Source organism: Neptunicoccus cionae (assembly GCF_014643735.1).
GTDB classification, from domain to species: Bacteria; Pseudomonadota; Alphaproteobacteria; order Rhodobacterales; family Rhodobacteraceae; genus Amylibacter; species Amylibacter cionae.
In genome coordinates this window covers 310,871-327,214 of the sequence record NZ_BMKA01000002.1, presented here as the reverse complement: position 1 = coordinate 327,214, position 16,344 = coordinate 310,871, and the positions used below count along the sequence as shown (strand labels likewise).

The 16,344-nt window shown below is 56.3% G+C and carries 20 protein-coding genes; 8 read left to right on the top strand and 12 right to left on the bottom strand.

The genetic code is table 11. From position 1 onward, the window contains the following. Positions 1–82 precede the first annotated feature (82 nt). Entirely contained in the window at positions 83–847 is a 765-nt protein-coding gene (locus IEX10_RS06800; RefSeq protein WP_188672426.1) for a PAS domain-containing protein, read from the bottom strand. A 140-nt stretch (positions 848–987) separates the two neighbouring features. Here IEX10_RS06800 and IEX10_RS06795 point away from each other — a divergent pair, with 140 nt between their 5' ends. Genes IEX10_RS06795 through IEX10_RS06785 form a run of 3 tightly spaced genes read left to right on the top strand, consistent with a single transcriptional unit; the run spans position 988 to position 3,040 of the window. Beyond that, positions 988–1,860 carry a YicC/YloC family endoribonuclease gene (locus tag IEX10_RS06795; RefSeq protein WP_229678457.1) on the top strand — a complete coding sequence of 291 codons (873 nt, stop codon included), beginning with the start codon at positions 988–990 and terminating at the stop codon, positions 1,858–1,860. Positions 1,861–1,862: 2 nt separating this feature from the next. Then, complete coding sequence (gmk, locus tag IEX10_RS06790; RefSeq protein ID WP_188672420.1) at positions 1,863–2,510, top strand: guanylate kinase; 648 nt, start codon at positions 1,863–1,865, stop codon at positions 2,508–2,510. Beyond that, entirely contained in the window at positions 2,507–3,040 is a 534-nt protein-coding gene (locus IEX10_RS06785; protein ID WP_188672417.1) for a gamma carbonic anhydrase family protein, read from the top strand. Before gmk ends, IEX10_RS06785 begins: the two co-directional genes overlap by 4 nt. Positions 3,041–3,051: 11 nt before the next feature. On the opposite strand, the gene IEX10_RS06780 is transcribed toward IEX10_RS06785, so the two are convergent. Continuing rightward, complete coding sequence (locus IEX10_RS06780) at positions 3,052–3,654, bottom strand: histidine phosphotransferase family protein (protein WP_188672414.1); 603 nt, start codon at positions 3,652–3,654, stop codon at positions 3,052–3,054. Positions 3,655–3,688: 34 nt separating this feature from the next. Here IEX10_RS06780 and IEX10_RS06775 point away from each other — a divergent pair, with 34 nt between their 5' ends. The 3 genes from IEX10_RS06775 to olsA all read left to right on the top strand — a co-directional run bounded on the left by IEX10_RS06775 (position 3,689) and on the right by olsA (position 5,557). Then, a complete protein-coding gene (locus IEX10_RS06775; protein WP_188672412.1) occupies positions 3,689–3,853 on the top strand; it encodes a DUF3553 domain-containing protein in 165 nt (54 codons plus the stop codon). A 127-nt stretch (positions 3,854–3,980) separates the two neighbouring features. Next, complete coding sequence (locus IEX10_RS06770; protein ID WP_188672409.1) at positions 3,981–4,757, top strand: GNAT family N-acetyltransferase; 777 nt, start codon at positions 3,981–3,983, stop codon at positions 4,755–4,757. Then, complete coding sequence (gene olsA / locus IEX10_RS06765; RefSeq protein ID WP_188672406.1) at positions 4,754–5,557, top strand: lyso-ornithine lipid O-acyltransferase; 804 nt, start codon at positions 4,754–4,756, stop codon at positions 5,555–5,557. The genes IEX10_RS06770 and olsA overlap by 4 nt, the downstream gene beginning before the upstream one ends. Here the strand turns inward: olsA and IEX10_RS06760 are convergent. The 4 genes from IEX10_RS06760 to IEX10_RS06745 form a co-directional block, all read right to left on the bottom strand. Then, positions 5,540–6,163, bottom strand: a complete 624-nt coding sequence (locus IEX10_RS06760; protein WP_188672403.1) for a thiamine phosphate synthase — start codon at positions 6,161–6,163, stop codon at positions 5,540–5,542. The two genes, olsA and IEX10_RS06760, sit on opposite strands and share 18 nt — an antisense overlap. Before the next feature lie 213 nt (positions 6,164–6,376). Further along, complete coding sequence (gene eno / locus IEX10_RS06755) at positions 6,377–7,654, bottom strand: phosphopyruvate hydratase (protein WP_188672401.1); 1,278 nt, start codon at positions 7,652–7,654, stop codon at positions 6,377–6,379. A gap of 45 nt (positions 7,655–7,699) precedes the next feature. Further along, positions 7,700–8,626, bottom strand: coding sequence for a DMT family transporter (locus IEX10_RS06750; protein ID WP_188672398.1), 927 nt, complete (start codon positions 8,624–8,626; stop codon positions 7,700–7,702). Next, complete coding sequence (locus IEX10_RS06745; protein WP_188674574.1) at positions 8,623–9,054, bottom strand: Fur family transcriptional regulator; 432 nt, start codon at positions 9,052–9,054, stop codon at positions 8,623–8,625. The genes IEX10_RS06750 and IEX10_RS06745 overlap by 4 nt, the downstream gene beginning before the upstream one ends. A 220-nt stretch (positions 9,055–9,274) precedes the next feature. On the opposite strand from IEX10_RS06745, the gene IEX10_RS06740 reads away from it, so the two are divergent. Continuing rightward, complete coding sequence (locus tag IEX10_RS06740) at positions 9,275–9,841, top strand: manganese efflux pump MntP (protein WP_188672396.1); 567 nt, start codon at positions 9,275–9,277, stop codon at positions 9,839–9,841. A gap of 12 nt (positions 9,842–9,853) precedes the next feature. On the opposite strand, the gene IEX10_RS06735 is transcribed toward IEX10_RS06740, so the two are convergent. The 3 genes from IEX10_RS06735 to IEX10_RS06725 form a co-directional block, all read right to left on the bottom strand. Next, on the bottom strand, positions 9,854–11,104 hold the full coding sequence (locus IEX10_RS06735) for a cation:proton antiporter (RefSeq protein WP_188672394.1): 1,251 nt from the start codon (positions 11,102–11,104) through the stop codon (positions 9,854–9,856). A 412-nt stretch (positions 11,105–11,516) separates the two neighbouring features. Then, positions 11,517–11,765, bottom strand: a complete 249-nt coding sequence (locus IEX10_RS06730; protein ID WP_188672391.1) for a DUF1127 domain-containing protein — start codon at positions 11,763–11,765, stop codon at positions 11,517–11,519. A 4-nt stretch (positions 11,766–11,769) separates the two neighbouring features. After that, complete coding sequence (locus IEX10_RS06725) at positions 11,770–12,000, bottom strand: DUF1127 domain-containing protein (RefSeq protein WP_188672386.1); 231 nt, start codon at positions 11,998–12,000, stop codon at positions 11,770–11,772. Positions 12,001–12,370: 370 nt separating this feature from the next. On the opposite strand from IEX10_RS06725, the gene IEX10_RS06720 reads away from it, so the two are divergent. Further along, positions 12,371–13,258: a DMT family transporter gene (locus IEX10_RS06720; RefSeq protein ID WP_188672382.1), complete on the top strand. Its 888-nt coding sequence runs from the start codon at positions 12,371–12,373 to the stop codon at positions 13,256–13,258. A 34-nt stretch (positions 13,259–13,292) separates the two neighbouring features. On the opposite strand, the gene IEX10_RS06715 is transcribed toward IEX10_RS06720, so the two are convergent. From IEX10_RS06715 to IEX10_RS06705, 3 genes are all read right to left on the bottom strand, one after another. Then, on the bottom strand, positions 13,293–14,222 hold the full coding sequence (locus tag IEX10_RS06715) for a nucleoside hydrolase (protein WP_188672379.1): 930 nt from the start codon (positions 14,220–14,222) through the stop codon (positions 13,293–13,295). Between the two features lie 115 nt (positions 14,223–14,337). Next, a complete protein-coding gene (locus IEX10_RS06710) occupies positions 14,338–14,928 on the bottom strand; it encodes a hypothetical protein (RefSeq protein ID WP_188672376.1) in 591 nt (196 codons plus the stop codon). Between the two features lie 309 nt (positions 14,929–15,237). Continuing rightward, positions 15,238–16,242 (bottom strand): Fe(3+) ABC transporter substrate-binding protein, encoded by a 1,005-nt coding sequence (locus IEX10_RS06705; protein ID WP_188672373.1) that lies wholly within the window; start codon positions 16,240–16,242, stop codon positions 15,238–15,240. Between the last annotated feature and the right edge of the window lie 102 nt (positions 16,243–16,344).

Genomic DNA, 16,344 nt, shown 5'->3' with positions numbered 1-16,344 from the left:
CTGCGCGCATTGTGAAAATTGAAAAACGCGGCACTTCGGGGCCGCGTTTTTTATTGGTGGGGTCAGAACTCACCGGTTTCGTTTACCCATCCTTAATCAATCGCAGGTAGGGTTTCCCTGCTGCCAGACGTCGGGTGGCAGATTTGGTGCCAGCTTCCGGTTTGCGAAGGCTTTCAAAACACAAGGGCGGCTCCTGAAACGCATTTGGCGTCTGCGGTACGCTGTGGGCGGTCTGTGCCGGATTGCGCGTTGGCTCATGCCCCTTTCCGCGGGGGCGTGACGGGGCCATCGCACCTACGATTCGGGTTGTGTTGACCTTTGTAATGTCAAACCGCGCCGGAACCTGAAGCGCCGGATCGTCTGATACCAGACAGCCCAATATCCGCGAATACTGCCCTTCTACACTTTGCATGGGTAACAAAAGCATACGCGCACCCAGTTCCGGTGCCCCTTGAGAAGGAGATTTTAAAACCAATTCGATAATCTTCGGTGCTGTCACAATATCATCCAGCACGCGGCCCAATTCGTCGCGGTGGCCAATACCGAACAATGCCCGTGCAGGCATACCGCGCAGTTCCATGCCCAGCAACTTACACAGGGCCATACCAGCGAGCCGGAACCTTACATCAAGGGGGCTTTTATACTCCAGAACGAACACATGGTCGATGACATGGCTGATCTTGCGTGGGTCCAATTCCGATCGCAGTGGTGCGAGGCGCCCGGCACGCAACACTTCCCAGTGATCAAAAACGTCAAGGATGACGGGATGCTGTATATCTGCAGACTTGCGAGCCAGATGCAGCACGTCAGCATCGCCCGTCCCTAACTTGGAAATATGATATCGCATTAATAACCCCTGCGCAGTTTGAACGCATTTGTTGAGAACCGTAGTGTATTTTGATAAGGATTTTTTAACAGTCCCCTCGCCGACTATCTGGCACACAATCGATTCAAAAGTGAGGCAAATTTTCTTTTATGGTTAATTCTATGACGGCCTTCGCGTCGGCCAATGGTAGCAGTGGCGCAGTGTCTTGGGCTTGGGAAATCCGCAGTGTTAACGGACGTGGATTGGATGTGCGGGTGCGGCTTGCCGAAGGGTTTGACGGGCTCGAAGCTGTGGCGCGTAAACAGATTGCCGCGATTTGCAAGCGGGGCACGATCACGGTTGGCCTGCGGATGAAACGTACCAGCGCTGCCCGCGTTGCGCAGCTTAATCCGGAAGGTCTGGAACGGGCGCTTGAGGCTGCCAGAATCGCGACCCATGAAGCCAAGGTGGAAGTGGCACCGCTAAATATCGCGGCAATTCTTGCGCTGCCGGGTGTATTTGGCACTGTTGAAGCAGAGACCGATCCCCTCGGGGCTGTGATTGAACCGGTGAAGCAGGATTTTGAAACTGCGCTCGCGGCATTTGCACAGGCGCGAGGGGCCGAAGGCGCGGCACTGGCCGAGCTTTTGAAACAGCAGATCGACCAGATCGACGGGCTGTGTCGGCAGGCGGGCGATGTGCTTGACGGGCGGCGGGATCATGTGGCGGAAACCATGCGAATGAACCTCGCCCGCGTCCTTGGAACCACTGATGCGGTGGACGAACAGCGGTTGGAACAGGAACTCGCCGTTCTTGCGGTGAAAGCGGATGTTTCTGAAGAGCTCGACCGGTTGCAAGCCCATGTAGCCGCCGCGCGCGATTTGCTGGCGCAGGACGGTCCTATCGGACGCAAGTTCGATTTCCTAACGCAGGAATTCAACCGCGAGGCCAATACCCTGTGTTCCAAAGCGAATTACACGGATCTGACTGGGATCGGGCTTGACCTGAAAGCTGTTATCGACCAGATGCGCGAGCAGGTGCAAAATGTGGAGTAACCATGTCTGAACAGATACGATCCGGGCTTTTGATCATCATCTCATCGCCGTCGGGTGCGGGAAAATCCACATTGGCCAAACGGCTTCTGGCCAAAGACCCCGCGATTGACTTTTCGGTCTCTGCCACCACCCGCCCGATGCGCCCCCAAGAGGTTGAGGGCAAAGATTACTACTTTAAATCCCAAGATGAGTTCCTTCGGATGGTTGCGGAAGGTGAAATGCTGGAGCACGCCGAGGTTTTCGGCAATCACTACGGTTCTCCACTCGCCCCCGTGGCCGCAGCGGTTGCGATGGGGCAAGACGTGTTATTCGATGTGGACTGGCAAGGGGGGCAGCAGATTCGTGCTTCTAGTTTGCGGGATAACGTGGTGTCAATTTTCTTGCTGCCCCCCTCAATCGAGGAACTGGAAAGCCGGCTGAATGCCCGCGGTCAGGACAGTGCGGAAGTGGTGAACAACCGGATGTCCAAGGCGCGGGACGAGATAAGCCACTGGCCAGAATACGACTATGTGCTGGTGAATGAAGATCTGGAAGCCTGCGAAACCCAGTTGCGCTCTATTGTGACAGCTGAACGCTTGCGGCGGGATCGTCAACCGGGTTTGGTGGAACGGGTGCGCAAATTGAACGCAGAATGTGAGGCGATGCTATGATCTACGAACTGGACGGAATCGCGCCGGAACTGGCGCCTGACGGAGACTACTGGATTGCGCCAAGCGCCCAGTTGATGGGCCGTGTGCGGGTGGAAACCGGTGCTTCGGTCTGGTTCGGGGCGGTGCTGCGCGGGGATAACGAACTGATTTTGCTGGGGGAAGGCTCCAACATTCAGGAAAACTCCGTACTGCATACAGATATGGGCTATCCGCTGACGATTGGAAAGAATTGCACCATCGGGCATAAGGCGATGCTGCACGGTTGTACCATTGGGGATAATTCCTTGATCGGCATGGGCGCCACCGTATTGAACGGCGCGGTAATCGGCAATAACTGCCTGATCGGTGCCAACGCATTAATCACCGAGAATAAAGTCATTCCTGACAATTCTTTGGTCATGGGCGCACCTGGTAAGGTTGTGCGCGAACTGGACGCGGCGGCGCAAGCCATGTTGACCAGATCCGCCGAGGGGTATCAGGCGAACATGCGGCGCTTCCGCAAAGGTCTGGTGCCTGTCGAGGTGGGCTGAAACGTCAGTCTTTATTCGATGGTCATGTCGAGTGTCGTGTCGCTGAACCGGACGCTGATGTCCCGTCCAAGTTTTCCGGATTGAAGCCGTGCCAATTCAAAATGCACCAGGGCTGACGTTACCGTTGGTCGCGCAGCATCGGGTGCCAGACATCCCCACAGGGCCGGATCATGACGGACCTCTTTGGCGTTGGTGTGCAGGTCGAACACTTCGCCCCTTTGGTGAAGCTGGATTTCGCCGCCGTAGGGCAGGGCGGTTTCGCAGCACTGCACCAATAAAAACAGAAGTTTAGCCAGTGGTTTCGGCATGTCTTGCGACACCCGCCATTGAATTGCAATCTTGCGATCTGCAAAATTTCCGGACAGCAACTGCTGGGCTTGTGACGGGGCCATCTTGGACTGGCTGTTCGCAAATCCGTAAGCAAGACGGATGAACGCCATCCGCGCCGTCGCGCAATTTACACTATCAGAGAGTAACACCGCCTCTGGTATATCGGCGACGCCGGACAGTTCCAGAAGTTCGACGCCGTTGGCAATCGCGCCCAGAGGGCTGGCAAGGTCGTGGCATATTCTGGCGCTGATTAGGGCTGTAATGTCATCGGAAGTGTCATACATAGGCATCACCAATAGGCTTAACAAAAGGCTTTCCATGATTGAATTTCTGACGCCCGGACAGTTGGTGCGCAGTCCCGAACACCCCGAATGGGGGCTGGGGCAGGTTCAATCTGTTGTAGACGGCAAAATAACCGTCAACTTTGAAGAGGTCGGCAAAGTTGTAATCAATGGCGACCATGTGGCCCTAGAGCCAGTGTAGCTGGCGTGCTGTAGAATGAGTATGCTACTTTCAGTTGAGTTTTCAAGTTTTATTCCTGAATTGCAGTCTGACGACGAAATTATGCCGATTGGGTTAATATTTCCTTAATTGGTCGGGAGGGCCATAGATGATCGTGAACACGTCGCATTTTGTGCTGAAGCTGGCAGAGACGGAACAGGAACGCGCCGCGGCCCAACGGCTTCGGTACCGCGTGTTCGTAGAGGAAATGGGTGCGCGCCCGGCCTTTGACGGGGACGTTGCCAACCGCGAAGTAGACGCCTTTGATCCTTACTTTGACCATCTCCTTCTGATCGACACCAGAATTGAGGATTCCGAAAACAATGTTGTGGGCGCCTATCGCATGATGCGCAGTGAAACCGCGGCGCAGGGGCAGGGGTTTTACGGGGCGCAGGAATATGACCTTGGCCCGATCATCCGGTCGGAACGCGCTGCAGTAGAGCTGGGGCGCAGTTGCATCGATCCGGCCTATCGCAACGGTATTGCACTGCATCTTTTGTGGCAGGGGGTGGCGGATTATGTGCTGCGCAACCGGATTGAACTGCTGTTCGGGGTCGCCTCTTTTGCCGGAACAGACCCGCATGATTACGCGCAGGGTCTGTCCTATCTGCACCATAAACATCTTGCGCCGCCATCGCTGCGAGTGAGGGCCCGTGAAGCTTGTTGCGTCGGGATGGATATAGTCGCGGCAGGGGACATCGATCCGCTTGTCGCCGTGCGTCAGATACCGGCGCTGATCAAAAGCTATATCCGGTTGGGTGGTTGGGTCGGGCAAGGTGCCTATGTGGATCGGGACTTTAACACGATTGATGTGTGCCTCGTGCTGGATCAGCAGAGGATTCCCGCCAAACAACGGGCGCAACTGTTGCGAGGGCGCGCTGCATGACCACATGGGATGATGGCAGCCGCCCCGTGGTAAAACCCTTTGGGATAATGGGCTGGCTCCGCTGCATTTTACGCGTTGCGGCGATGGCAGTTATAATTTTCGGGCTGATGGGGCCGATGGTTTTGTTACGCGTTCTGGGGTTCGCAGCGGCTGCGCAGTGGTGCGTCGGGCTTGCCTGCCGCGGTGTCTTGCGAGTGATCGGCCTGCCGGTGATCCCCAAAGGCTCCCCCATGCAGTACGGCGGCGCAGTGGTGGCGAATCATTGCTCGTGGCTTGATATATTTACGCTGAACGCCGTGCAGGAAGTGCTGTTTGTGGCTAAGGCCGAAGTGCAGCACTGGCCGTTGATCGGGATAATTGCCCGCTCTGTCGGTACGATTTTTATCGAACGGCGCACCAGCCATGCTGCACGGCACACAAACCTTGTGAAGGACTATATCGTACAGGGGCATCGGCTGTTGTTCTTTCCCGAAGGCACCAGCACGGACGGACAACGAGTGCTGCCGTTTCGCTCTACCTTGTTCGCCGCCTTCATTGAGCCGGATCTGAAAGATCGCCTTTGGGTGCAACCGGTCACACTGAATTACATCGCGCCTGACGGGGAAGATCCGCGATTTTACGGATGGTGGGGGGATACAGCCTTTGCGCCGGACCTGTTTCGCGTGCTGGCCCAGCGGCGTCAGGGCCGGATTGAGGCGGTGTTTCACCCGCCGATACAGGCCGCCACGGTGAAATGTCGCAAGGATATGGCGCGGTTGTGTGAAACGGCTGTGCGCAGTGGCTTACATGATCCGCTCTAGGTAGGCTTTCAGCGCTGCATCGGGCCCGTTCTCAGCGGACCAGACTTCGGGACCGAACGCGAAGAAATCCGTAACAGGTGCCAGTTGCGCGGCCAGATCGAGCGAGATCGCCCCTTCCGCAACAACCGGTATCTCGATCATCTCGGACCACCATTCGAACGTGTCAAAATCCACTGGATCGGACACGGAGAGCGGGTTTTCGGCCAATGGACCAAAGGCGATGTAATCGGCTCCGGCCTCGCCCGCGGCCATCCCGATGTGGCGGGAGTTCTCGCAGAAGCTGCCGACAATCGCATCGTCGCCCAGCAATTTGCGCATGTCGCGGACCTGTCTCGGCCCGTCCGTCAGGTGTACCCCGTCCAACCCGTGCACGGATGCAATTTTGCCGTGATTTTCCACCACCAGCGGCACATCGCGGGTGTGACAGACTTCGCGCAGGTTGTCGGCGGCACGGCCAATATCCGCTGCCGCCTCCGAGGCACAGCGCAGGCGCACGCAGGCCACCGCAAAACTGTCGAGCATTCGGCTCAGCTCTGACGAGAAGGCTGAAAGCTCAAACTGCGGGGGGGTAATAAGGTAAATCTGCGGATGTTCCGGATCGGCCATGACTGCACCTTCATTCTTGTAGCGGATTTCATATCGGTTACGTGGCGCGCCGTCCAGCTATTTAGGCGTTTTGCCGACGTGATCGCGCGCAGCAGCACGTAAATTGCGCACCATCGGATGGTCTGGGAGGATAGAACGCCCACACCCGCCAAAACGCGCCAATAAGAAACCGGGCGCGATGGCCCGGTTTCCTGGTTTTTTAGCGGCGTTAGATCAGCCGCGCAGGACGGATTTGCCAGCGTATTGCGCCACGTCGCCCAGCATTTCTTCGATGCGGATCAGTTGGTTATATTTCGCGAGCCGGTCTGAACGGGCCAAAGAGCCGGTTTTGATTTGGCCGCAGTTTGTTGCCACTGCGAGATCGGCGATGGTGGCATCCTCGGTTTCGCCGGAGCGATGTGACATGACAGATGTGAACCCGTTGCGGGTGGCCATATCCACGGCTTCCAGCGTTTCGGTCAGCGTGCCGATCTGGTTCACTTTCACAAGGATAGAGTTCGCGCAGCCGTCATCAATGCCACGGGCCAGACGTTTGGTGTTGGTGACAAACAGGTCGTCGCCCACCAGTTGGCAGCGGTCGCCGATTTTGTCGGTCAGGGTCTTCCAACCGTCCCAGTCATCTTCGTCCATACCGTCTTCGATAGAGATGATCGGGTAGTTGTTCACCAGATTTTCAAGGTATTCGGCATTCTCGCCAGAGGAGAGCTTTTTGCCTTCGCCTTTGAAGTTGTAGAGGCCATTTTCGTAATATTCGGATGCCGCACAATCCAGCGCGAGGTAGATGTCCTCACCCGGTTTATAACCGGCTTTTTCGACGGATTTCATGATGAAATCCAGCGCGTCTGTGGTGGAACTGAGGTTCGGGGCAAACCCGCCCTCATCGCCAACACCTGTGTTATGACCCGCTTCGGACAGCTCTTTCTTCAGGGTGTGGAACACTTCGGCGCCCATGCGGACGGCTTCGCGCACATTGGGTGCAGAAACCGGCATGATCATGAATTCCTGAATGTCGATCGGGTTGTCCGCATGTTCGCCGCCGTTGATGATGTTCATCATCGGAACCGGCAACCAACGGGAAGATGTGCCGCCGATGTAACGGTACAGCGATTGGTTCAGCGTTTGCGCGGCAGCTTTGGCAACGGCCATAGAAACACCCAGAATGGCGTTTGCGCCAAGGCGGGATTTGTTTTCGGTGCCGTCCAGATCAATCATGATATTGTCGATGACCAACTGGCGCGTGGAATCTACGCCCAGCAGCGCCTCGGCAATTTCACCGTTTACGGCTTCAACGGCTTTCAGGACACCCTTGCCAAGGTAGCGGTCTTTGTCACCGTCCCGCAGCTCAACAGCTTCATGGGCCCCAGTGGAAGCCCCCGAAGGCACAGCTGCGCGGCCCCAAGTGCCGTCTTCCAGCAGAATGTCTACTTCAACAGTGGGATTGCCCCGGCTGTCGAGGATCTCGCGTCCGGTGATTTCGATAATTGCGGTCATGTCAAATTCCTCTTTTTAGTTCGTTCAGTTAGCAGGGCATGTGGCTTATGCCGCTACGGTTTCAGGGGGGATGGCGCGGGCCAATCGGCGTTCGCGCAGCCAGACATAGAGTCCGGCCGCCACGATCACTGCGGCGCCAAACAGGGTTTGAAGGGTCAACACCTCGTCAAAGACAATAACGGACAGGGTGAAGGCAAAAATGATACGGGAATAGCGGAACGGGGCCACGGCAGATATATCCCCGATGCGCATGGCCGAGGTGATCGCGAAATAGCCGATCCCTGAAAAGGCAACCAGACCGCAAATATAGCCCCACGTCAGCAGGTTCGGCATCTGCCACTGCGTGCTGAACAATGACAGGATCACTCCGGCGATCGCAACGGTGAAGAACCCCCACGTAGAGGCTTGCAGGTTGGGCACGTCTTTGGGAATGAAACGTGTGGATAGATCACGCCCCGCAAGGCCGAACACGCCAATAATCGCTAGCAAAGAGCCGGTGGAAAACAAGGCAGGGTGGGCCTCGGTTGTTTCTGCGAAAGGGTTGAGGATGATTAGAACGCCGCTCATCCCGATGAAGATCGCACTCCAGCGTCGCCAGCTTACAGTTTCCCGCAGAAACAGCGCCGCGCCAAGCGTGACGAGCAGCGGGGTGACTTGCAGGATGGAGGAAGCCGTAGAGAACGGTAGGATGGTCAGCGCCATCAGAAAACCGCAAGCGGCGATGATTTCCGCAACGCCGCGGCTAAGGATCGCGGGATGCAGGATGCGCCGCGACAGAACCGGCGTGCCGCTGGCCTTGGTCAAAAGCCCAAACAGAATGGTGCCGCCAATCCCCATAGAAAACATCACCTGTGACGGGGGCAGCGTCAGGGAGGCCAGTTTGACAAACATATCCGTCGCAGCAAATGCTGCCATGGACAGGATCATCATCAGGATCGCGCGCAATGTGTCGCTTTGGGGGGCGAATATCACTTTTCTGACCGTTCTTTCCCAGTATCGCGGGGAACGCCGTAAAGTTCCATTTTGTGGCCGCGAAGATCATAGCCGAGCTTGGCTGCGATCCGCTCCTGTAGTTCTTCGATTTCGGGATCGACAAATTCGATAACTTCACCGGAATGCAGGTCAATCAGATGATCATGGTGGTCCCGCTCTGCATCTTCATAACGCGCACGGCCATCGCCAAACTCCAGACGCTCCAGTATGCCCGATTCTTCGAACAGTTTCACCGTCCGATAGACCGTGGCAATAGAGATACCGGCATCAACCTCTGAGGCGCGGGCGTAGAGTTCTTCCACATCGGGGTGGTCGTCGCAATTCTGAAGGACACGGGCAATCACGCGGCGCTGTTCAGTCATGCGCAGGCCCGCAGCCTCGCATCGCTCTATGATTGTGGGTGGTATCATGGCCGAGTCCCTCTTGTTGTGAGGGGTTTTAGCGGCCATGGCGCTTGGTGCAACCCTGTTAACGTTCGCAGTGCTTCAAAAAAGGGCGGATCTCGAGCGTCCGGCGAAAGCCAGGAAGGCTAACTGTAGTTGCGTATCATTCTCATATACAATTGATATTGTTGACAAAAAAATAGAATTTCGCCATTGGGTCGGCCTGAGCCAACTTGGAGCTATCATGACACCTGTTGCACTGGGATTGCTGGCGGTCGGCCTTTCGATGGATGCTTTTGTGGTTTCGCTCGGACAGGGCGCTGCTGCGGATCGGCGCGGTTTCGCTGCGGCTTTGCAAACGGGCATGATCTTCGGGCTGGTGGAAATGGCGACACCGATAATCGGTTGGGTCATAGGATTGGCGGCCGTCAGCTATGTTGCGGCGATCGATCACTGGGTCGCTTTTGTACTTCTGGGGGGTGTTGGCGCGCGTATGGCTTTCCAATCGTGGTATCAGCCTGCTTGCGATGGTTCGGTAGCGCATATGCCACGCAGCCGCGGGGCCGTGGTGCTGTCTGCGATTGGCACGTCACTGGATGCAATGGTGGTCGGGATTACGCTTGCACTGTTGAACGTCAATATTGTGCTGGTTGCCATTGCAATCGGGCTGACAACGACAGTTGCATCAACAGCAGGTGTTATGCTGGGCCATTTACTGGGGAAACGGTTCGGACGCGCAGCGGGCACCTGTGCCGGCGCGGCGCTAATCCTTATGGGCGCGTCTATTCTTGTGTCGCATATTGCAGTCTGACAGCGTTCTAGTTTACAGCAGATCCGGCTGGCGGCCCAGACGACGGGCCAGCGGCGCGATCGTCAGGCCCTGAATGATGATGCTGAACAGCACCACCATGTAAGTCATGGACAACAACAGCGGCTTCCATTCTGTGTCCGGCAGGGTCAGCACAAGCGCTACGGAAATGCCGCCTTTCAACCCGCCCCATGTCATGATCGGGATTACATCGCGGGGGAAGGTTTTGAACGGTTTGATCATCAGGATCGGCACAGAGACAGCCACGAGACGTGCCACCAATGCCACAACGATCGCCAGCAAACCGGCCCAGAGTGCGTCCATGTTGAACGCGACGGCAAAGACTTCGACACCGATCAGTAGGAACAGGATCGCATTGAGGATCTCGTCGATCAGCGACCAGAACGCATCAAGATATTTGCGGGTTTCCTCGCTCATACCGTATTTCACGCCAACGTCTCCGATGAACAATCCGGCAACCACCGCAAAAATTGGACCGGAGAGGTGGAAATAAGTGGCGAGCTGATAGCCGCCAAAGGCAAGACCAAGGGACAAAAGCACTTCTAGCGGATAGTCATCAATCCGTCGCATTACAGCGAACGTCAGGTAGCCAAGGATACCGCCAAGGGCCGCGCCGCCAAAGGCTTCCTGCCCGAACAACTGAAACGCCCCGGCAAGTGTGGTGCCATGAGAATCGCCGCCGGTGGGAAAGGCGAGACCAACAAGGATCAGAAAAACGACATAGGCCACGCCGTCGTTAAACAGGCTTTCCCCCGCTATTTTAGTCTCCAATTCCTTGCGCAAATTGGCCGCGCGCAGAACACCCAGAACGGCAACCGGATCAGTCGGGGAAATCAACGCCCCGAACACCAGTGCAATCATCAATGGCACGCCAAGCGCGTAGGCGACAGTGCCCCCTACAATTGCCGTGGACAGGCCGACGCCAATCGTCGCCATAAGCATAACGACCCAAGCTTGCTGGCGCAGATCGCCGATCTTGACATGCAGTGCCCCCGCAAACAGCAGCAACCCAAGCATACCTTCCAGAAGCGCAGAGGAAAATTCCAGATCAATCACAAAACTGCGCACCGTGTCACGGATTTGCAAAGCGGGATAAAACGCATCCACCCCCATGATCGCGAGAGAGGCCAGCAAGGCGACGATCATTATGCCGATGGCAGAGGGTAATTTGAAAAACAGGTAGTTAATCGCGCCGAACACCCCTGCAAGGACGATAAGCAAGGATGCAATCTGAAGTTCGTTCATAAGGCCGGTTCCTGTTGGTTGTCCCAAGCATGTAGCATTCGAAAGAACCGGACGGAAGTTATTAACGCAGTCTGTGGGAACGCGCGCTTCAGTAGATAATGGGACTAGGGAGGAGTGACACCGGTCCCTCTGGGAGGAGGTAGAGGGACCGGTGTCTGTACCAAGCGGGATCTGGGAGGAACGACCGCGCGGTATTCGGTTATATTTGAACACCGGTCCCTCTGGGAGGAGGTAGAGGGACCGGCGTCTGTACCATGCGGGATCTGGGAGGAACGACCGCGCGGTATTCGGTTGTGTTTTAATACCGGCCCCTCTGGGAGGAGGGTAGAAGGGCCGGTATCTTTACGAAACGGGATCTGGGAGGAACGACCGTTTTGTATCAGGTGCCTGAAAGGACAGGCGCCTATTCGAATTAGTTTTCTTCAACGACCAGCTTGTGTGCGTAGGCCGGAATGTCAGCGCGTTTAATGCCGATCAGGTCCAATTGCTCGTTGCTCATGCCTTGGAGGGCAGAGATCATCCGCGAGGTTTGCAGGCGCAGCAGGGACGCGGAAGTCCGTGCTGTGAATGCGGACCAACCGGAGGCAAGTACTTCTGTTGTGCGTGTCCGAACAGCTGCGAAGCCGGATTCAGAGATGTTATCGTATGTAATCGTTTTCATTGTCTTAAACCATTTCTGCCGCTTCACGAGCGACCCGTCTGATGTCTCCACGGGAGAACCCGAGGTCTGCGAGGTCACGGGCGGAGAGGCCTGCGAGCTCGGCAAAAGTTGTTGTGTACGCCTGACGTTTGCGGCGGTACGTGTTCCAGCTCTCGGCGATCGTTTGAAACGCAGAGGCGAACTTGTGCTTCAGGTCGCCGAGTGCTGTGTCATTGTGTGTGCTAGAGATCGACATTTCGACTTTCCTTCGTTTTTGCTGCAGCGCAGAATTTCTTGCTGCAATGCAACAATATGAATTCCCCCGCTTGGATACAACGCATCTCTACGCAAAGGGGGTATGCATAAATGGAAAGGCAGTTTTCCTTGAAAATAAGGCTCTTGCGCTAGGGTTGCGTCTTCACGGGGCAAAACTGAAGGGCACTGCCAGTTATTTACGCAGGGTTAGCATGGGGTGCTGCAGTTTTTGTGATCACAGCAAGTGACGGGACGTTTCCACCCCCCACACCCGCTTGTTCGGGATTCGCGGCTTTTGCGAATTGCCAAGCGACTCGTTGCATGATGAGGTGTTTTGAAAACGCGCAGGGATTTATCGCGGAGAGGTTCTCGTGGAAAAGAAAGATCGTGTCGACGCGCTCGGCGCCAGCCTGTTGGTCGGGGTTTCCCTGTTGCTCGGGCTTAATCAGGTTTTAGTTAAGATCGTGGCCCAAGGCATGCATCCCGCGCTACAGGCCGGATTGCGCAGCGCAATCGCCGTAATACCGGTTCTGGCGCTTGCGCTGTTGTTCCGCCGCAAATTAACCATCCGCGATGGCAGCCTGAATTGGGGGGTGATTGCGGGTGTCCTGTTCGCGCTGGAATTTCTTATGCTGTTTCTGGCTATAGATTATTCCTCTGTCGCGCGGGTGTCTGTGCTGTTTTACACCATGCCGGTCTGGATGACCCTTGGTGCCCATTTCCTGATCAAAGAAGAACGTTTAACCCGCAACAAAATTATAGGTCTGGTTCTGGCGGTGACAGGTGTTGTTGTCGCTATGTGGGGGCGGGAAGGCGGCGAGAACGAATTGCTTGGCGATATTTTTTGCATCGCAGGGGCGATGATTTGGGCTGGGGTCGGGCTGGTGGCCCGCGTCACCCCGTTGAACCGCTCAGTCCCCGAAATGCAGCTGCTTTACCAGCTTGTGGTCTCGGCTATCGTGTTGATCCCGGTGGCGTTTCTGATAGGGGATCAGGTGCGCGCGTTGGAACCCTTTCATTGGGGCGTGTTAACGTTTCAGGCTGTTGTGGTTGTAGGCTTCGGCTTTTCCACTTGGTTTTGGGTGCTGTCCAAATACCCAGCGTCCGATATGGCCAGCTTCGGTTTTCTCGCACCGCTCTTCGGCGTATTGCTCGGCTGGCTGATGTTGAGAGAGACGATTACCGTCTGGATCGTAGCGGCGTTGGTGCTGGTGAGCGCGGGGATCGTGTTGATCAACTACAAGCCGCGCAAACGGTAATCCCGTGCAGGCAATCCCCGCACGGGCCCGATAGTCAGAGCGTGCCAATCCGTTCGACCAGCAGATCAAAAAAGCCGTCGGCGTCCACGTCTTTTACGTAAGTTACGTTTGGGGGACGGTCCGTAACACGCCACCAGTCCGCGACAGTTGCTCCAAGCGTCAGTTTGGAAATGGTTTCCACCTCGACGTTGATAAAGCGGCTGTTGAACAGGTCGGGGCGCAGCAGATAGGCAATCACGCAGGGGTCATGCAGCGGCGCACCGTCAGATCCGTATTTCTCTTTGTCGTAGCGCTCAAAGAAATCGGTCAGCTCTGCCACCACAGGTCCGGCGCGGTTGGGCAAGGCGCGAAAGGCTGCAACCCGCGGGGCGGTGGTCAGCGCCTGATGGGTGCAATCAAGCGGCAGCATCGTCACCGGAACGCCGGAGCGCAGCACAATATCAGCGGCCGTTGGGTCCACGTAGATGTTGAACTCTGCCGCAGGCGTGATGTTGCCCCCCTCAAAGAAACCGCCGCCCATCAGAACTATCTCTTGGATGTTCTGTTTGATGTCCGGCGCTTGGGTCAGGGCGGCTGCGATATTGGTCAGCGGTCCCAGCGGGCAGAGCGTCACGTCTTTGGAGCTGCGCAGGGTGTCGATGATGAAATCCACCCCGTGTTTGGCCTGCAAGGGGATCTGTGGATCGGGCAGGGTTGGCCCGTCCAGCCCAGTGCGCCCGTGGACGTGTTCGGCTGTGACCAGCGGACGGTCAAGCGGCGCATCACAGCCCGCAAACACCGGAATATCGGGGCGCCCCGCCAGTTCTACCACCTTGCGGGTGTTCAGTTCGGTCAGGGCCAGAGGAACATTCCCCGCCACCGCAGTGATGCCGAGGACTTCAAGTTCGGGACTGGCGAGCGCGAGCAGGATGGCAACCGCATCATCCTGTCCCGGGTCTGTGTCGATTATGATTTTACGTGTCATGCCATAGCTTTAGACCAGCCGCGTGAAAAGAAAAAGCGCCCCTTTTTGTAATAGGTGATCCCGTCACGGTGGTCGCTGATAAAACTTGGGCACAGAGTTCCTAACAGGCTGTCGGTTAGTGTTTATGGGCATCCTGACCCAACGCCATCCTAAGGTGATGGGCGCGATGGTGGTCCTTGCTTGCCATCAACCCGAAAAAACCGAGCCCCTTAATCCGTGCAATCGTAGCGGGATCGTCGGCTGTCACACGCAGTTCTACACCGCTGTCTGTCTGATCCACTCTGATCGTCCAGTGTTCATCGCGGGCCAGTTCCGCCGCGTGGGCAGGGACCATGCGCTGAAGCGCAGCGATCGTGTCTGCATCGCCGGTTGCAACAGCGTGAAGCCCATTCGCGAGGCTGGTTTCTGCAACTATGGTGTCGGTAACAAGCCGGTCCATATCAAGCAAATGCGCCCTCAGCCCCGTCAGATCAACTTTGGTCCAATCGGTGTTCGGGTCCGCCTCCAGAACATGCACCACTTCCGAGAGCGCTGCAAAGGCCCCTTGGCCCGGCTCGCTCAATAGCGCGGTGGAGTTGGAACCGCTCTTTTGGTCGGAAGAATGAGCCATACCATCAGTATGGCCTGTATGACCTGTGTGATCGGTTTGAGCGATTGCAAATGCAGCGCCCCCGAACCACACAAGTGTTACAAGTAGTCGCTTCATTCGCATGTTCACTTTCCCTTCAAGGTACCACTACAGGTTATCCTAAGTAAGTGGTTTAGCCATATGATCTCTATCATGTCTAAGTGGATACATCTTTTTAAAGACGCTCCCGTGCTTGCGTTGGCGCGGGGTGAGCCGGCCAAGGGAGGGTGGATCTTGGTGGCCGAACAGATCGGCGTTTCCCCGCCAGCGCTTTACCGCGAGTTGGCCCGCAGGCGCAGGTAACACCGCCCTACCAACTGCGCAGAAAGAAAAAGCGCCCCCTTGCAAAAGAGGACGCTTCTTAGTGGATTGCGATGTCGCGGGCTATTAGCCGTCGAAATCAACCGTTTCAACCAGCTTCAGCGAGGTCGGGCGCAGTTTTGCGATTTCGCCAAGCGGTTTGTTGTCCGCTGTGAAGCCGCCCCAGCTTTGCACCAGTTCGGACGCCTCGGAGCCTTCTTTCAACGGGTATTCCCCATTCACCTGCGCATAGATTTCCTGCGCAGTTTCAGAAGACAGCCATTCCATCAGTTGGATCGCTTCTTCCTTATTCGGGGCCGCTTTGGTCAGGGCCACACCGGACAGGTTCACGTGGGTGCCGCCGTCTTCGAATTTCGGAAACACGATGCGCACGGAATCGGCCCAGGCTTTTTGGTCAGGTTCCTCCAGCATCTTCTTCATATAGTAGGTGTTGCCGAGCGAAATGTCGCATTCGCCAGCGTGGATCGCTTTTACCTGCCCACGGTCATTGCCCGAAGGTTTGCGTGCGAGGTTGGATTTAACACCTTCCAGCCATGTTTTAGTATCCTCTTCGCCGTGATGGGCGATCATGGCGGAAACCAGTGCGAGGTTATAGGCATTGGTTCCAGAGCGGATACAGATGCGGCCTTCCCATTTGTCCGATGCCAGATCTTCGTATGTGGTAACTTCGCCGTCTTTCACCCGATCTTTGGACGCGTAAACGATCCGTGCGCGCGATGTCAGGCCGAACCACTCGCCGTCTGCGTGGCGGAATTCGGCAGGGATATTTGCATCCAGCGTTTCGGAATGAACCGGCTGTGTCACACCGGCGTCCACCAGGGCTTGCAGGCGGGAAATATCAACGGTCATCACCAGATCAGCAGGGGAGCGGTCGCCCTCGGCCTGAAGTTTTTCGATCATGCCTTTGTTTAGAAACACGAGGTTTGTTTCAACGCCGGTCTCTTTTGTGAAGGCTTCCAGCAAAGGGGAAACCAGTTCAGGTTGGCGATAAGAATAGACGGTAACGTCTGCAATGGCTGGGGCGCTGGTGAGGGTGGCAGCTGTGGCTGCAAGGGCGCTGATAAATCTCATAGGTTCGAATCCTGTCTTAGTTTCGGTGGCTCCTCTTAATACGACTAAATTAGTCGGGTCAATGGGTGACTGAAATTGTCGGAATTTATTTACCGCCCTCGG

Coding starts and splice junctions, on each gene's coding strand:
- IEX10_RS06800 (WP_188672426.1), bottom strand. CDS start 847: ATGCGATATCATATTTCCAAGTTAGGGACGGGCGATGCTGACGTGCTG.
- IEX10_RS06795 (WP_229678457.1), top strand. CDS start 988: ATGACGGCCTTCGCGTCGGCCAATGGTAGCAGTGGCGCAGTGTCTTGG.
- gmk (WP_188672420.1), top strand. CDS start 1,863: ATGTCTGAACAGATACGATCCGGGCTTTTGATCATCATCTCATCGCCG.
- IEX10_RS06785 (WP_188672417.1), top strand. CDS start 2,507: ATGATCTACGAACTGGACGGAATCGCGCCGGAACTGGCGCCTGACGGA.
- IEX10_RS06780 (WP_188672414.1), bottom strand. CDS start 3,654: ATGTATGACACTTCCGATGACATTACAGCCCTAATCAGCGCCAGAATA.
- IEX10_RS06775 (WP_188672412.1), top strand. CDS start 3,689: ATGATTGAATTTCTGACGCCCGGACAGTTGGTGCGCAGTCCCGAACAC.
- IEX10_RS06770 (WP_188672409.1), top strand. CDS start 3,981: ATGATCGTGAACACGTCGCATTTTGTGCTGAAGCTGGCAGAGACGGAA.
- olsA (WP_188672406.1), top strand. CDS start 4,754: ATGACCACATGGGATGATGGCAGCCGCCCCGTGGTAAAACCCTTTGGG.
- IEX10_RS06760 (WP_188672403.1), bottom strand. CDS start 6,163: ATGGCCGATCCGGAACATCCGCAGATTTACCTTATTACCCCCCCGCAG.
- eno (WP_188672401.1), bottom strand. CDS start 7,654: ATGACCGCAATTATCGAAATCACCGGACGCGAGATCCTCGACAGCCGG.
- IEX10_RS06740 (WP_188672396.1), top strand. CDS start 9,275: ATGACACCTGTTGCACTGGGATTGCTGGCGGTCGGCCTTTCGATGGAT.
- IEX10_RS06735 (WP_188672394.1), bottom strand. CDS start 11,104: ATGAACGAACTTCAGATTGCATCCTTGCTTATCGTCCTTGCAGGGGTG.
- IEX10_RS06730 (WP_188672391.1), bottom strand. CDS start 11,765: ATGAAAACGATTACATACGATAACATCTCTGAATCCGGCTTCGCAGCT.
- IEX10_RS06725 (WP_188672386.1), bottom strand. CDS start 12,000: ATGTCGATCTCTAGCACACACAATGACACAGCACTCGGCGACCTGAAG.
- IEX10_RS06715 (WP_188672379.1), bottom strand. CDS start 14,222: ATGACACGTAAAATCATAATCGACACAGACCCGGGACAGGATGATGCG.
- IEX10_RS06710 (WP_188672376.1), bottom strand. CDS start 14,928: ATGAAGCGACTACTTGTAACACTTGTGTGGTTCGGGGGCGCTGCATTT.
- IEX10_RS06705 (WP_188672373.1), bottom strand. CDS start 16,242: ATGAGATTTATCAGCGCCCTTGCAGCCACAGCTGCCACCCTCACCAGC.